The sequence below is a fragment of the Streptomyces aurantiacus genome, assembly GCF_001418335.1.
Lineage (GTDB): Bacteria > Actinomycetota > Actinomycetes > Streptomycetales > Streptomycetaceae > Streptomyces > Streptomyces aurantiacus.
On the sequence record NZ_LIPP01000118.1, the window covers coordinates 1 to 15,816 of the forward strand.

Below are 15,816 nucleotides of genomic sequence, written 5' to 3' on the forward strand. Positions count from 1 at the left end.
TGATCGAGCACCGGGGGGCGGGAGCGGGGGCGCGGGAAGGGGACGCGTTCGCACCGTTCGACGTGCTCGGCGAGGCCATGGAGGCACTGCGGGAGGTCTACGGCACCGGGGGACACGACCGGGATCTCGTGCGCGAGGCCTACATGCGCCTTCAGGTGCGCGCGGCTCAGAGGGAGTTCGCGGACGACGTGGCCGTGGTGTGCGGCGCCTGGCATGTCCCCGCACTGCGGCAGCGGACGACCGTCGCCGCCGACCGGGCCCTGCTCAAGGGCCTGCCCAAGGTGAAGGCCGACATGACCTGGGTGCCCTGGACCCACCGGCGGCTCTCGCGCATGAGTGGTTACGGGGCGGGCATCGACTCGCCCGGCTGGTACGGGCACCTGTTCACCGCGGCCGACCGTCCCGTGGAGCGCTGGATGACGAAGGTGGCCAGGCTGCTGCGGGACGAGGACCGGCTCGTCTCCTCCGCCCACGTCATCGAGGCGGTGCGGCTCGCCGACACGCTCGCGGCCATGCGGGGCCGGCCCCTGCCGGGCCTCACCGAGACCACCGACGCCGTACGGGCCGTGATGTGCGAGGGCTCGGACGTACCGCTCGCGCTCGTGCACGACCGGCTCGTCGTCGGCGACGTCCTGGGGGAGGTACCCGCGGCGGCGCCGGCGGTCCCCCTCCAGCGCGACCTCGCCCGGCTCCAGCGACGGCTGCGGCTCAAGCCGGAGGCGCAGGAGCGGGAACTGGAGCTCGACCTCCGTAAGGAGACCGACGGCGGACGCAGCCGGCTGCTGCACAGGCTGCGCCTCCTCGGCGTCGAGTGGGGAGAGCCGGTCGCGTCCCGCGGCAGCACGGGTACGTTCCGGGAGACCTGGCGGCTCCGCTGGGAGCCGGAGCTGGCGGTGCGCGTCGCCGAGGCCGGGGTGTGGGGCACGACCGTGCTCGCCGCCGCGACCGCGAAGGCCGAGACGGAGGCCGTCGGCGCACGCTCCCTGGCCGAGATCACAGGCCTCGCCGAGCGCTGCCTCCTCGCCGAACTCCCGGACGCCCTCCCGGTGGTGATGCGCATCCTGGCCGACCGCGCGGCTCTGGACGCCGACGTGGGACACCTCGCCCAGGCGCTGCCCGCCCTCGTCCGCTCCCTGCGCTACGGCGACGTACGGGGTACGGACACACAGGCCCTGGCCGAGGTCGCCGCGGGTCTCGCGGAGCGAGTGTTCGTCGGGCTGCCCCCGGCCTGCGCCGCGCTGGACGCGGACGCCGCCGACGAGATGCGGGGGCATGTCGACGCGGTGCACGGCGCGGTGGGGCTGCTGGCCGAGGGAAGAGGGGGAGCCGAGGGAAGAGAGGGAGGCGAGGGAAGAGGGGATGACACCCAGGCCGACGATTCCCGGGCCGACGAACCCCGGGCCGGCATACGTGGCCGGTGGCATTCCGTGCTGAGCACGTTGTCGGCTCGGGACACCGTTCCGGGCATCGTCCGGGGACGGGCCGTCCGGTTGCTGCTGGACGACGGGGAACTGGGGCAGGAGGAGGCGGCCCGGCTCATGGGGCTCGTCCTGTCACCGGGTACCGCACCCGGCGACGCGGCGGCCTGGATCGAGGGGTTCGTCGGCGGAGGCTCCGGGGGCGGCATGCTGCTCGTGCACGACGAGCGGTTGCTCGGGCTGGTCGACTCCTGGCTGACCGGAGTGCCGGGGGACGCGTTCACCGACGTACTGCCGCTGCTGCGGCGCACGTTCTCGGCGTACGAGCCCGGGGTACGCCGCACCCTCGGCGAACTGGTCCGGCGTGGCCCGGGACCGAGGGGGAGCGTCGCGGCCACTGTCTCCGGCACACCTGGCTTCGCACCGGACCTCGACGCGGGCCGAGCCGACGCCGTACTGCCGGTGCTGCGCCTGCTGCTGGGACTGGACGACGCCGACAACGCCGACGACAACGACCTTGTGGGGGTGGGGCGATGAGTACGGGAGCCGTGGACGTGGAAACGGCAGACGAGACAGACGAGGCCGGCGGCTCCGGCACGACCGATCAGGCCGGTGCCGTCGACGAGCGGCTGCGGCGCTGGCGGCTCGTGCTCGGCGGGGAGGACGCGGACGGTACCGGCTGCACGCTCGCCGGGCAGGACGCCGCGATGGACGGGGCGCTCGGCTCGCTGTACGGGAACCGGGGCCGGAACGGGAGGGGCGGCAATGCGCGGGCAGGACAGGAGCGTTCGGCCGGTCTTGGCGCGTCCGCGCCGGCCGTCGCCCGGTGGCTGGGGGACATCCGTACGTACTTCCCGTCCTCCGTCGTCCAGGTCATGCAGCGGGACGCCATCGACCGGCTGGGTCTGTCCACCCTGCTCCTGGAGCCGGAGATGCTGGAAGCCGTGGAGGCGGACGTCCACCTGGTCGGCACCCTGCTGTCGTTGATCAAGGCCATGCCCGAAACGACCAAGGAAACAGCACGCGCTGTCGTGCGCAAGGTGGTCGAGGACCTGGAGAAGCGGCTCGCGACACGTACCCGGGCGACCCTCACGGGGGCGCTGGACCGCAGCGCTCGTATCAACAGGCCGCGCCACCACGACATCGACTGGAACCGCACGATCGCGGCCAACCTCAAGCACTATCTGCCCGAGTTCCGCACCATCGTGCCCGAGCGCCTCATCGGTTACGGACGCGCCTCGCAGTCCGTGAAGAAGGAGGTGGTCCTCTGCATCGACCAGTCGGGCTCGATGGCGGCGTCGGTCGTGTACGCGTCGGTGTTCGGCGCGGTCCTGGCGTCGATGCGGTCCATCGACACCCGGCTCGTCGTCTTCGACACGGCTGTCGTCGACCTCACCGACCAGCTCGACGACCCGGTTGACGTCCTCTTCGGCACGCAGCTCGGCGGCGGTACGGACATCAACAGAGCTCTCGCGTACTGCCAGTCGCAGATCACGCGCCCCGCCGACACCGTGGTCGTGCTCATCAGCGACCTCTACGAAGGGGGCATCCGCAACGAGATGCTGAAGCGGGTCGCCGCGATGAAGGCGTCGGGGGTGCAGTTCGTGACGCTGCTCGCGTTGTCCGACGAGGGGGCTCCCGCCTACGACCGTGAACACGCGGCGGCACTCGCGGGGCTGGGCGCACCGGCGTTCGCCTGTACGCCCGACCTCTTTCCGGAGGTGATGGCGGCGGCGATCGAGAAGCGCCCACTGCCGATACCCGACACCGGGAGCCCGGGGCGGTAGAGACGGCCGGGTCAGCGGAGAAGGGTGGGAGCAGCGAGGTGGGGGAGGCAGGAGACGGCGGATAAAGCGGACATGAGTAGCCATCGGTGACAGGGGACTTGCGCGACCGCAGGAGTGCCGTGCGAGGATCGGCGCGTCTTCGGGGGCGTGCAGCCTCGTGGCCGCGCCCCCACTCCGCTCCGCTACGCCGCACCGCCTTGCACCACACCTCGCTTCGCCTTGTCCCTCCGCACGGGAGGCTCTCCCCGCCTTGGCACTGTCAGCCGTATCGCCCGGTATCGCTCTGCGTGTGACGCGCGCAGCGGTGGGGCGGCGTGCGCTGGAAGTGGTGCTGCTGGTGGGCGGGTTGTTCGTGCTGGGGCTGCTCTGCGGAGAGCAGGCGCACGCGGTGGACGGTGTCGTGCCGGCCGCGCCGACCATCTCGCGGTCGCAGGCCCCCTCGCCGTCATCCGCATCCCCCTCCGACTCCAGCTCTGGCTCCGGCTCCGAGCAGCCCGAGTTGCCGGGGGCGAGCACGCTCGTGACCGATAAAGTCCCGCGTGTCGTGCGGCCGGTCACCGAGGAGGTCGCACGCTCGGTCACTGAGCTGGTGACACCGCCGGCCGCCGAGTACGGCGGACCGCCCATCGGTGATCTGGTGGATCAGATCACAGCCGGAATCACTGACGGGGTCGGCGATGGGGCCGCCGGTGGGATCGGCGAGCAGCCTGCCCCGCCGCAGTGGTGGCCGTCGCTGCCTCAAGTGCCCACGCTGCCGGGCCTGCCCGGTCTTCCGGGGCTCCCGGAGTTGCCGGGACTGCCGTTGCCCGCGGTTCCCGGTCAGACCCTGCCGGCCGGTACGGCGGCGCAGCAACAGCAGCCGGGCGGGGCGGCGGACAGGCACCAGGCGGCCGGGAAGCCGTCGCACGGAGAGAGCGCGTCGGTGTACGGGCCGCGGTTCGCCGGTGGCCCCGGGCCGATGGCCGGTGACGACGCACGCCACCCCACGCACACCCACGTCACGGGGGCCGTGCGGGCGCCCGTGCACCAGATCCCCGACGGCGGTCCCACCGATACGTCGGGTCGGCACTCCGCGGGCGACAACGGGTCGCCGAGGCACGGCGACGCGCAGGCCGTCACGTCGAACGAGAGGGCCCGGCCGACGCTGGTACCCGGCACCACCGCGGACGTTCCCGCGGCTCGGGCCCGGGACCGGCACCGGGACATTCCGGCGTTCCCCGGCTAGGTCCTGTCCGGTCTTCCCCCGCTGAGCCCTGCCGCGCGGGGGCGGAACAGGTCTGCCCGTCTGCCCGGACATCGCCTCGATCTCCGGACGTGATCGGCCGGACGTGACCCGGACGTGGACCGTTGCCACAGCCGTCGGTGCTCGATTTCCCCACAGATCTCCCCACAGATCTCCCCACAGATCTCCCCACCGACGTGGCGCATCAGCCCTTCCGGGCGCCCGACCCTCCCCAGCAGACGTCCCGAACTCTCGGTATCCGAATCCGAAGGATCTGACGCACGCATGCACAAGAACATTCGCCGTTCCATCGTCATAGCCGCAGGTGTCACCGGCGCGTGGGCCCTCGGCTCCGCCGTCGCCAGCGCGGACGAACTGCCCGCCACGTCCGCGTCCGTACCCGACGCGTCCATACCCGATACCGCTGCGACCGCCACCACTACGCCTGTGAAGGCCCAGTTGCCCACACACCACGTCGCACAGGCGGCGCAGGTGAAGGACGCGACCCACGCCGCACCCACCACCGGCTCTCGCCCTCAGGACGAGGTCGACTACCTCTTCGGCCCCCTGTCGGCGTTCGCCCCGGAGCTGGAGCAGACCCTCGCCGCCGCGCAGAGCACCGCCGGGCAGGTCGGCCCGGTCGTCGACGAGACGGCCGACGCCGTGCTGCCGCCCATCGCCGGCACGGCGGTGGACGGCGCGCTCCCCGTCGCCGGGCATGCGGTCGGCGACGCGACCGGCCTCGCCCACGGCGTCGTCGGCGTCGTCCGCGGCGACGTGGGCCCCTTCGCGGGCGGCGTCGTGGGCGAGGTGCCGCCGCTCGCGTACGGCGTGACGGGCAGGGTCGGCCCGTTGGCGCAGGGCGTGACGGGCCAGGTGCCCCCGTTCGCCGAGGGCGTCGGCGGTGCGGTGCGGCCTGTCGTGGACGCCGTCGCCCAGTACGTCGAGCAGTACGTCGAGCCGGTCGTGGACACCGTCGTCCAATACGTCCAGCCGGTCGTGGACACCGTCCAGTACGTCCAGCCGGCCGTGGACGGAGTCGGTGGCAGCGCCGCGGCGTTCGCGTACGGCATGACGGGCGACGACATCCAGCCGTTCGCGTACGGAGTCGTCGGCGTGGCCGGCGAGGTCGCCCCGTTCGCGACCGGTGTGGCCGGACAGGCGTGGCCCTTCGCGCGGGACTTGACCGGAACCGTCGGGTCCGCCGCCGGACCGCTGGCCGGAAACGCGGTCCGCGGCGTCGGGGACGTGGCCGAGTCCGTCACGCCGAGCTACCTGCCGCCCGTCCGGGGCGGCGCCGTCCGAGGCGTCTGACGACGCCGGGGGCGTCCGACGACGCCCGTCGTACGGCCGAGCCCGGTGGCCGGCCGTACGGCAACCCGTCCGACCCCGCAGGGCACAGGCCCGTACGGCCGAAATCCGTTCGGCTCGTGCGGCCGGGACTCTGCGGTCGGGGTCGGCCGGTCCTCATTGGGGTGAGGACCGGCCGCCTCACGCCCCTCACGTCGGTTCTGAGGGGCTGCCGGACGGGCCTCACCAGGCAAACCCCAGCCTGGTGAGGCCCTTGGGGCCCGTCTGGAGTAGCAATCTGTGACCGTAATCACCGCCCAGGTGTGAGCTGCGATTTACGACCCCACCGCTGGCGGAGATAACCTGCGAGACGGACATGCCGCGTGTCGGCCACCGTGCTCACGCCCTCCTTGTGACCGCGCAGTCACGTTGCCCTCGCGGCACGCCCACGCAGACAACGAACCGCGAATTACCTGATAGGGACGGACGCGCGTGGACCTGTTCGAGTACCAGGCGAGGGACCTCTTCGCCAAGCACGGTGTACCGGTGCTGGCCGGTGAAGTCATCGACACGCCTGAAGGGGCGCGCGCGGCGACCGAGCGACTTGGCGGCAAGTCCGTCGTCAAGGCGCAGGTCAAGGTCGGTGGCCGCGGCAAGGCCGGCGGCGTGAAGCTGGCCGGCACCCCGGACGAGGCCGTCGCTCGCGCGACGGACATTCTCGGCATGGACATCAAGGGCCACACGGTCCACAAGGTGATGATCGCCGAGACGGCCCCGGAGATTCTTGAGGAGTACTACGTCTCGTACCTCCTCGACCGCACGAACCGCACCTTCCTCGCCATGGCGTCCGTACAGGGCGGCATGGACATCGAGGAGGTCGCGGAGAAGACCCCCGAGGCCCTCGCGAAGGTCCCGGTCGACGCCGTCGAGGGCGTTTCGATCGAGAAGGCCCGCGAGATCGTGGCCCAGGCGAAGTTCCCGGCCGAGGTGGCGGAACAGGTTGCCGAGATCCTCGTGACCCTGTGGGACACCTTCGTCGCCGAGGACGCGCTCCTCCTGGAGGTCAACCCCCTCGCCAAGGTCGCCTCCGGCGACGTCCTGGCGCTGGACGGCAAGGTCTCCCTGGACGAGAACGCGGAGTTCCGCCAGGCGGACCACGCGGCTCTGGAGGACAAGGAGTCGGCCAACCCGCTGGAGGCCGCCGCCAAGGAGAAGAACCTCAACTACGTCAAGCTCGACGGTGAGGTCGGCATCATCGGCAACGGCGCGGGTCTCGTCATGAGCACCCTCGACGTCGTCGCGTACGCCGGTGAGGCGCACGGTGGCGTGAAGCCGGCCAACTTCCTCGACATCGGCGGCGGCGCCTCCGCCGCGGTCATGGCGAACGGCCTGGAGATCATCCTCGGCGACCCGGACGTCAAGTCCGTCTTCGTCAACGTCTTCGGTGGCATCACCGCGTGTGACGAGGTCGCCAACGGCATCGTCCAGGCGCTGCAGCTGCTCGCCGACAAGGGCGAGGAAGTCAGCAAGCCGCTGGTCGTGCGTCTCGACGGCAACAACGCCGAGCTGGGTCGCAAGATCCTCTCCGACGCCAACCACCCGCTGGTGCAGCGCGTGGACACCATGGACGGCGCGGCCGACAAGGCCGCCGAGCTCGCGGCCGCGAAGTAAGGGACGAGGGACAGAACAGCCATGGCTATCTTCCTCAACAAGGACAGCAAGGTCATCGTCCAGGGCATGACCGGTGCCACGGGCATGAAGCACACCAAGCTCATGCTCGCCGACGGCACGAACATCGTCGGCGGCGTGAACCCGCGCAAGGCCGGCACGTCGGTCGACTTCGACGGCGCCGAGATCCCCGTCTTCGGCACGGTCGCCGAGGCCATCGAGAAGACGGGCGCGAACGTATCCGTCCTCTTCGTACCGCCGGCCTTCTCCAAGGCAGCCGTCGTCGAGGCCATCGACGCCGAGATCCCCCTCGCGGTCGTCATCACCGAGGGCATCGCCGTCCACGACTCCGCCGCCTTCTGGGCGTACGCGAAGTCGAAGGGCAACAAGACCCGCATCATCGGCCCGAACTGCCCCGGTCTCATCACCCCGGGCCAGTCCAACGCCGGCATCATCCCGGGCGACATCACGAAGCCGGGCCGCATCGGCCTGGTCTCGAAGTCCGGCACGCTGACGTACCAGATGATGTACGAGCTCCGTGACATCGGCTTCTCGTCGGCCGTCGGCATCGGTGGCGACCCGGTCATCGGTACGACGCACATCGACGCGCTCGCCGCGTTCGAGGCCGACCCCGACACCGACCTGATCGTCATGATCGGTGAGATCGGCGGCGACGCCGAGGAGCGTGCGGCGGACTACATCGCGAAGAACGTGACCAAGCCGGTCGTCGGCTACGTCGCGGGCTTCACCGCGCCCGAGGGCAAGACCATGGGCCACGCGGGCGCCATCGTCTCCGGTTCCTCCGGCACGGCCGCCGCGAAGAAGGAGGCCCTTGAGGCCGCCGGCGTCAAGGTCGGCAAGACGCCGACCGAGACGGCGAAGCTGGCCCGCGCCATCCTCGCCGGCTGAACCAACGTCTGTCGTACGTCGACGGGCCCGCACCCCCCCGGGGTGCGGGCCCGTCCGCGTTGCCCGGCCCGCCCGGTATCGAGCCACTCAGCGCAGTTGCGGCAGGAGCCTTTCCGGGCCCTTTCCTGACATGTTGCGGAGTTTGGTGCGCAGCTCCAGGTCCTCCAGCGACAGCGGGCCGGGACCGGAGCGCGGCGGAATCCCGGGCACCGTGGCGGCCGGCGCCTGCGGGGCCTCGTAGTGGTCGGGGGCCGTGTGGAGCGTGAACACGGTGGAACCGATGATCAGGACCGTGAAGGCGATGGCCGCGCGGGTCCAGAGGCGGGCCCGGCGCTCGCCGCCCGTGCGCACGACGACGGGCTTCGGCACGGTCCGCAGCCGTTCCCTGCCGGCCAGCTCCGTGCCGGCCAGCTCCGTGAGCCGCCGCCGCAGTTCCTCCTCCTCCGCCAGTTCCGGGATGCGCGCGGTGACGGTCGCGCGCGCGTTCAGCAGCCGGTTCGCCGCCGCCGGAGTGCTCGCCTCCGTCTCGGCCGCGGTCTCCGGCAGCCCGAGCCCGAGACCGTCGTAGAGGAGCAGGGTCCGCCGGTACGGGGGCGGCAGGCTCTGCAGTACGGACAGCAGCCGGCGGTCGTCCAGGGCGGCGGGCGGCGGTTCCGGGACACGGTGGCGTAGCCGCAGCCGGTGCCAGGGAGACATCGCGTACTCGTACGCCGCCGCACGCACCCAGCCTGCCGGATCCCGGTCGACCGCCACCTCGGGCCAGCGCTGCCAGGCCAGTTGGAAGGCCCGTTCCACGGACTCCCGCGCCAGGGCGCGCCGCCCGGTGAGCAGATACGCCTGCCGTACGAGAGCGGGGGCGGCGAACGCGTAGAGGGCGTCGAAGGCCTGCGCGGGCGTCAGGGGGGCAGCGGTCTGCGCGGTCTGCGTCACCGGGCGCCCCTCCGTACGTAAAAGTACATAAAACGTATATTGAGCGACACATCCGAGGTTCGCCTGTTACGACGGGAAAGCGCGTGTCGTTGGCAGCATGGCGGGCGTGACCCAGCTGACCGACCGAAGCCCGGACCGTAATCCGGGCCGTAATCCGGGCCGTAATCCGGAACAACGCCCCGACCGTGGCCCGGGCCGCAGCCCGTCGCCGCCGTCGTCACCGCCGTCGCCGCTCGTCAGGCTGCGGAGACGGTCGTCAGGGCTGGCCGCCGGCCTGGTCGGCGGCGTGCTCGCCGCGGGCCTCGGGCTCGGAGCGGTCGCCGTACTCGTGACGGTTCTGTGGATCAGCTCGCCCTATCCGGACAGCGGACCCGACGGGGCGCTGAACGTCGCCGCCTCGCTGTGGCTGCTGGCGCACGGCACCGAACTGGTCCGCACGGACACGTTGTCCGGCGTACCCGCACCCATCGGGGTGACCCCGCTGCTCCTGGTCGCGCTGCCCGGGTGGCTGCTGCACCGCGCGGCGCGCGACGCCGCGGATGGTGACGCCACGTCACCGCCACCCCCCGCCCGCACCGCGTGGGCGGGAGTCGTCGCGGGCTATGTGACGGTCGTGGCCGCCGCCGCGGTGTACGCCTCGGCCGCCGAACCGCGCCCCTCGTGGACGTCCGTCGTCCTGTGGCCGCCGCTGCTCGCGATGACCGCGGCGGGGGCGGGCGTCTGGACGGCGTACGGGCGGCCGCTCGGGCCGCTGCCGCCGGCCCTGCGCCAGACCCTCGACGCCCTCCCCTTCGCTTCCTTCGCTTTCTGTGCTTCTTTCGTTTCCGCCACTCCCCTCTCCTCTGCCGCTTCCCTCGCTTCCGGGTCTCGGCTCACGGTCGCCGTGCGTGCCGCTGCCGCCGGGGCCGCGGCGCTCGTGGGCGGCGGGGCCGTGCTCGTCGGTGTCTCGCTGGTGTGGCACGGGGGCGCGGCGCGGGAGTCGTTCCTTGAGCTCACGGGGAGCTGGTCGGGCCGGTGCGCGGTGCTGGCCCTGGCCCTGGCCCTCGTCCCGAACGCGGCGGTGTGGGGGGCCGCGTACGCACTCGGCCCCGGGTTCGCACTCGGAGCCGGGCACGCGGCGGGGCCGTTGCTGTCGGACCCCGCCTCGCGGCTGCCCCCTTTCCCGCTGCTGGCCGCCGTTCCGGACGCCGGCCCGGGGACACCGTTGAACTGGATGGCGGGAGCCGTGCCGCTGGTGGCCGGGGTCGTGGTGGCCCGGTTCACGGTCGGGGCGGGGGTACCGGGGCGGCGCAAGGCCGGGGCCGGGGAAGAGGAGGCGGCGTCGGCCACCGCCCGGCGGGCCGCGGCCTGGTCGTGCCGGCGAACCGCCGAGACACTGGCGCTCGCGGCGGTCCTGTGCGGCCTGGCCCTCGCGGTGCTCGCCGCACTGGCGGGCGGGCCCCTGGGGGTGGCCGCCCTCGCCGACTTCGGCCCCATCTGGTGGCAGACGGGGCCGGCCGCGGCGGGCTGGATCGCGGTGGTGTGCTTGCCGACGGGCCTGGCCCTGCGCTCCTGGCGCCTGCGCGAGCCCCGGACCCGGGTACGAGGGCTCCGCGTACGAGGCCTTCGCGTACGGGCACTCCGGCTACGGGGGCTGTCGGTACGGGCACTCCGGGCTCGGCATGAGCGTGCTGGTAAGCGGTCCGAGTCCGCCGACGGGCAGGCACCCAAGGAGGAGGCGACCCCGGCGCGGCCGACCGGCGAGCACTCGATCTACGAGTTCCTGTCCTCGTCCGATCCCTTCGGTTCGGTCTGGGACGACGACCTCCCACGCGAGCCCCACCGAGCCGACCCCCCGGCCCCGACCGACTGAACGGACTCGACGGACTCGACGGACTCGACGGACTCAACGGACTGAGGGTCAGTCGCGGGTGCCCAGCAGGCCCTGGAGCTGATCCGGCAGCAGGTCGTCGCAGGACTTCTCCGCCGTGTGGGTGAGGGAGTCGTTCACGCAGGTGTAGTAGTCGCGGTACACGAGCTGCGCCGTGAACGTCATCGCGACCAGGGCGAGCGCCAGGGACGCGGTGACGAGGCCGCTGATCGCCGCGGTGGTCTGGGGCTTCGAGCCCTGGGGCGGTGGCGCCGGGCTGTCCGGGTCCGGCGTGCGCTGCTTGGCGCGCAGGGCGCTGATCGCCCAGTGGAGGGCCAGCGCGCCGAGCAGCAGTGCCACGTACGGCCAGTTGAAGAGGGCGAAGAAGAACGCCCACATGCCGGACAGCAGCGCGAACCGAGCGCGTCGCTGCGCGGGGTCGGTCGGGTCCCAGCGCATACCGGCACCCGGGCCGCCGGATCCTTCCGGACCGCCCTGCCCGCCGCCTGAGCCGCCCGAGTTGCCCGCACCGGGCTTGTCACCGAAACGGCCGCCCTGCGCGGGCCCCGGCTGCCGGTCGCTCCACTGGCTGCCCCACGGAGGAGTACCGCCGCCGTCCTGACCGCTCGGACCGTCCTGACCACGGCCGCCGCCCGAGGGCCGCCGAGGCCGCCACGGCCGGTCGGGGGTGCCCTCGGGGGGCGGGGCGAAGGGATTGTCGTCCGAGGGAGTTTCCGGCGTCCGGGGCGGTTCGGGCCGCTCCCCGGAAGCCGGCGCACCGGAGCCCTGGCCACCCGTAGGGGCCTGGCCGCCCGTGGAGGCCTGCCCGCTCTCGGGCACGTCGTCGCTCTCCCGCGGCGAGGTGGGAGAGGGGCGCCGCTCGCGCAGCAGGAGCGGAGGGCGTCGGAGACTTCGGTCCGGCATCAGGTGTGCGTCTTCCCCTTGGCGGTATGCAGCTTGGTGGTATGCGGCGTGGCAATCAGCGGGCAACGTGTCCACGAGCTGGACGGAGGTGGACAGAGCTGGACAGCTGGACAGAACCGGCCACGTGTCCGGGGCCGGCTCGCGCCCCGGGCGTTCGTACCCGTCCCTGGTCAACGTCCCGTGCGCACAAGGCGTTCCCCTGCGCGAACCGTCTTCCCGGGCTGTCTTCCCTGGGCGGATCCTCCCCAGACGCTACCTTCCGGCCACGCCCCCGTCCCGCGGGGGCCGTCCGGTGTGCCGGTATCGTTGCTGACGGTCGGCCGCTTCGTAGACTTCCCCGTATCCGGGAGCGCAAAGCATTCGTACGACCATACAAAGGCACTCCCCGAGAAAGGGCCCCGCCGTGGCCAAGGCCAAGCGCCTCGTCGTGCTGGTCTCCGGATCAGGTACGAATCTGCAGGCTCTCCTCGACGCGGTCGCGTCGCGGGGGACGGCCGCCTACGGAGCCGAGATCGTCGCGGTCGGCGCGGACCGCGAGAACATCGCAGGCCTGGAGCGCGCCGAGCGCGCCGGGTTGCCGACCTTCGTCCGACGGGTGAAGGACTACGGGACCCGTGACGAGTGGGACGCGGCACTGGCCGAGGCCACCGCCGCGTACGCACCGGATCTCGTCGTCTCCGCCGGGTTCATGAAGATAGTGGGCAAGGAGTTCCTGGCCCGCTTCGGCGGCCGGTTCGTGAACACCCACCCCGCCCTGCTGCCCAGTTTCCCGGGGGCGCACGGCGTCCGGGACGCCCTCGCCTACGGCGCGAAGGTCACCGGGTGCACCGTCCACTTCGTCGACGACGGCGTCGACACCGGCCCGATCATCGCCCAGGGCGTGGTCGAGGTCCGCAACGAGGACTACGAAGACGATGGGTCCGCTCTCCATGAGCGCATCAAGGAAGTCGAACGAAGGCTGCTCGTCGATGTCGTGGGGCGGCTCGCCCGCAACGGCTATCGCATTGAGGGACGAAAGGTAGTTATCCAGTGACCGCCGAGAGCACAGGCACCGCCGAGAGCGCAGGCACGGCCGGGAGCGCAGGCACGGCCGGGAGCGCAGGCACGGCCAAGAGCACCAAGCGGGTCATCCGGCGCGCGCTCGTCAGCGTCTACGACAAGACCGGACTCGAAGAGCTCGCCCGCGGCCTGCACGCGGCAGGTGTCGAGCTCGTCTCCACCGGCTCCACCGCCGCGCGGATCGCCGCCGCCGGGGTCCCGGTCACCAAGGTCGAGGAGCTCACCGGCTTCCCCGAGTGCCTGGACGGCCGGGTCAAGACGCTGCACCCGCGCGTGCACGCGGGCATCCTTGCCGACCTGCGGCTCGACGACCACGTACGGCAGCTGGCCGAACTGGACGTGGAGCCGTTCCAGCTGGTCGTCGTGAACCTCTACCCGTTCAAGGAGACCGTCGCCTCGGGCGCGACGGCCGACGAGTGCGTGGAACAGATCGACATCGGCGGCCCGTCGATGGTCCGCGCCGCCGCCAAGAACCACCCGTCCGTGTCGGTGGTCACCAGCCCCGAGCGGTACGCCGACGTGCTGTCCGCCGTCCGCGACGGCGGCTTCGACCTGTACGCCCGCAAGCGTCTGGCGGCCGAGGCGTTCCAGCACACCGCGGCGTACGACGTGGCGGTCGCCTCCTGGTTCGCGAGCTCGTACGCGCCCGCGTCGGAGTCCGCCGACGACGCCGCGTTCCCCGAGTTCATCGGCGCGACGTTCGAGAAGCGCAACACCCTGCGCTACGGCGAGAACCCGCACCAGGGCGCCGCGCTGTACGTCGACGGGACGGGTGGTCTGGCCGACGCCGAGCAGTTGCACGGCAAGGAGATGTCGTACAACAACTACACGGACACGGACGCCGCGCGCCGTGCCGCGTACGACCACGACGACCCGTGCGTCGCGATCATCAAGCACGCCAACCCGTGCGGTATCGCGATCGGCGCGAACGTCGCCGAGGCGCACCGCAAGGCGCACGCCTGCGACCCGCTCTCCGCGTTCGGCGGCGTCATCGCCGTCAACCGGCCCGTCTCCAAGGAGATGGCGGAGCAGGTCGCCGAGATCTTCACCGAGGTCATCGTCGCGCCCGAGTACGAGGACGGCGCGCTGGAGGCCCTCGCCAAGAAGAAGAACATCCGCGTGCTGCGCGCCCACCGGGGTCCGTCCGCGCAGGTCGAGATCAAGCAGATCGACGGCGGCCGGCTCCTCCAGGTGGCCGACCGCCTCCAGGCCGACGGCGACAACCCGTCCTCCTGGACGCTGGCGACCGGCGACCCCCTCTCGCAGGGCGAGCTGGACGAGCTGGCCTTCGCCTGGCGGGCCTGCCGGGCCGTCAAGTCCAACGCGATCCTCCTCGCCAAGGACGGCGCCTCCGTCGGCGTCGGCATGGGCCAGGTCAACCGCGTCGACTCCGCCAAGCTCGCGGTCGAGCGCGCGGGCGCCGAGCGGGCCAGGGGCTCCTTCGCCGCCTCGGACGCGTTCTTCCCGTTCCCCGACGGCCTGGAGATCCTGACCGCGGCCGGCGTCAAGGCAGTGGTCCAGCCCGGCGGTTCGGTCCGTGACGAACTGGTGGTGGAGGCGGCGAAGAAGGCCGGCGTCACCATGTACTTCACGGGGACGCGCCACTTCTTCCACTGAGCCGCACACGCGGTCGGTCCGCCGGCGGGTACGCGTCGGCGGACCGTTGTCGTCCAGGAGCTCAGGTGCCGGGCTGCTGCGCTGTCGCCCGGTCTGCGGCTTCGAGCAGTTCCGACTCGTGCTCAGGGGTCGGCCCGGCGTGCAACGGCGGCTCACCACGGTCCTGATCCCATGCCAGGACGTCGGCCGCGGTGGTGGACAACGGCGTCGAGGGCATTCCGGCCGCTCTGGCCGCGGCGGAATTCAGGCGGAACAACCAGTGGAAGTCCGGATGGGCCAGGGCGAGCGGGAAGGCCGGGACGTACGGCAGACCCGGCTCGGTGCCTTCCAGCGGAACGGTGACCACCTCAACCTCACGGCCGGCCGCCCGGGCGCAGATGTGGATCATCTCGGCCATGGTCACCGGCTCCGCCGGGCCGACCGCGTCGAAGCTGCCGGGCCGGTCGTCGGAGATGAGGGTGACCACCAACCTTGCCAGGTCTCTTGAGTCCACCACCTGGACCGGTGCGTCCGGCGCCCCGGCCAGCGCCACCCGGCCCCCGCGGGCGGCCCTGCGCACCCAGTAGGTGAAGCGGTCCGTGGGATCGTGCGGGCCGGCGACGACCCCGGGGCGCACGATGGTGGCCCGTTCGCCGTACCGGGCCGAAGCGACGTCCTCGCAGGCGACCTTCAACGGTCCGTAGGTGGCAGCGGTGATCTCTTCGGTGGCGTACTCCGGAGGCAGCCGCTCCATCCCCGGCCTGCCGGCCGCCCAGCCGTAGACAGAGCCCGTGGAGATCAGCAAGTAGCGGCCGGTGTTGTCGCCCAGAACGTCGGCGACTTCCTGGACGTGCCGGGGTACGTACGCGCTGACGTCCACGACCGCGTCCCACGAAAGCCCGGCCAGCGCCTTGTAGGCTCCGCTGTCCCGGTCACCGACCAGACGCGGTACCTCCGGGAACAGTTCGGGGCCCGAGAGCCCCCGGTTGAAGATCGTGACGTCGTGCCCGTCCCGCCTGGCGGCCTCCACTACGGCCCGGCCCACGAACGAGGTCCCGCCCAAGATCAGCAGTTTCATGTCGCAATGGTAGTCACGGTGTTCGGACGTGCGGGCCGTCTGCGGCCGGCCGGAGAACGGTGGGGGGACGGCGGCCTCCGGCCCTC

The 15,816-nt window shown here is 72.1% G+C and carries 12 protein-coding genes; 9 read left to right on the forward strand and 3 right to left on the reverse strand.

What is annotated here, in order from left to right; all coding sequences use genetic code 11:
- From AOK01_RS16885 to sucD, 6 genes are all read left to right on the forward strand, one after another.
- The coding region (locus AOK01_RS16885) for a DUF5682 family protein (RefSeq protein WP_055512424.1) at positions 1–1,955 on the forward strand (1,955 nt) is incomplete at its 5' end.
- Entirely contained in the window at positions 1,952–3,205 is a 1,254-nt protein-coding gene (locus tag AOK01_RS16890; RefSeq protein ID WP_245702285.1) for a vWA domain-containing protein, read from the forward strand. The genes AOK01_RS16885 and AOK01_RS16890, both read left to right, overlap by 4 nt.
- Before the next feature lie 289 nt (positions 3,206–3,494).
- Positions 3,495–4,430, forward strand: coding sequence for a hypothetical protein (locus AOK01_RS16895; RefSeq protein ID WP_157871336.1), 936 nt, complete (start codon positions 3,495–3,497; stop codon positions 4,428–4,430).
- Positions 4,431–4,712: 282 nt separating this feature from the next.
- Entirely contained in the window at positions 4,713–5,741 is a 1,029-nt protein-coding gene (locus tag AOK01_RS16900) for a hypothetical protein (protein ID WP_055512429.1), read from the forward strand.
- 468 nt (positions 5,742–6,209) lie between these two features.
- The gene (sucC, locus tag AOK01_RS16905) at positions 6,210–7,388 is read left to right on the forward strand and encodes an ADP-forming succinate--CoA ligase subunit beta (RefSeq protein ID WP_055512431.1); all 1,179 of its coding nucleotides are present in this window, start codon (positions 6,210–6,212) and stop codon (positions 7,386–7,388) included.
- A 21-nt stretch (positions 7,389–7,409) separates the two neighbouring features.
- Complete coding sequence (gene sucD, locus AOK01_RS16910) at positions 7,410–8,294, forward strand: succinate--CoA ligase subunit alpha (protein WP_055512434.1); 885 nt, start codon at positions 7,410–7,412, stop codon at positions 8,292–8,294.
- Between the two features lie 87 nt (positions 8,295–8,381).
- On the opposite strand, the gene AOK01_RS16915 is transcribed toward sucD, so the two are convergent.
- A complete protein-coding gene (locus tag AOK01_RS16915) occupies positions 8,382–9,224 on the reverse strand; it encodes a sigma factor-like helix-turn-helix DNA-binding protein (RefSeq protein ID WP_055512436.1) in 843 nt (280 codons plus the stop codon).
- Positions 9,225–9,330: 106 nt separating this feature from the next.
- Between AOK01_RS16915 and AOK01_RS16920 the strand changes: the two genes are divergently transcribed.
- Complete coding sequence (locus AOK01_RS16920; protein WP_157871338.1) at positions 9,331–11,076, forward strand: cell division protein PerM; 1,746 nt, start codon at positions 9,331–9,333, stop codon at positions 11,074–11,076.
- Positions 11,077–11,124: 48 nt separating this feature from the next.
- Here AOK01_RS16920 and AOK01_RS41235 read toward each other — a convergent pair whose 3' ends face one another.
- Positions 11,125–11,997: a hypothetical protein gene (locus AOK01_RS41235; RefSeq protein ID WP_079103479.1), complete on the reverse strand. Its 873-nt coding sequence runs from the start codon at positions 11,995–11,997 to the stop codon at positions 11,125–11,127.
- 403 nt (positions 11,998–12,400) lie between these two features.
- On the opposite strand from AOK01_RS41235, the gene purN reads away from it, so the two are divergent.
- Both purN and purH read left to right on the forward strand, forming a co-directional pair.
- Entirely contained in the window at positions 12,401–13,030 is a 630-nt protein-coding gene (gene purN, locus AOK01_RS16930; RefSeq protein ID WP_055512441.1) for a phosphoribosylglycinamide formyltransferase, read from the forward strand.
- Positions 13,031–13,125: 95 nt separating this feature from the next.
- Positions 13,126–14,673, forward strand: coding sequence for a bifunctional phosphoribosylaminoimidazolecarboxamide formyltransferase/IMP cyclohydrolase (gene purH / locus AOK01_RS16935; protein ID WP_055512493.1), 1,548 nt, complete (start codon positions 13,126–13,128; stop codon positions 14,671–14,673).
- Positions 14,674–14,734: 61 nt separating this feature from the next.
- Here the strand turns inward: purH and AOK01_RS16940 are convergent, their stop codons facing one another.
- The gene (locus AOK01_RS16940; RefSeq protein ID WP_055512443.1) at positions 14,735–15,730 is read right to left on the reverse strand and encodes an NAD-dependent epimerase/dehydratase family protein; all 996 of its coding nucleotides are present in this window, start codon (positions 15,728–15,730) and stop codon (positions 14,735–14,737) included.
- Positions 15,731–15,816: the final 86 nt, after the last annotated feature.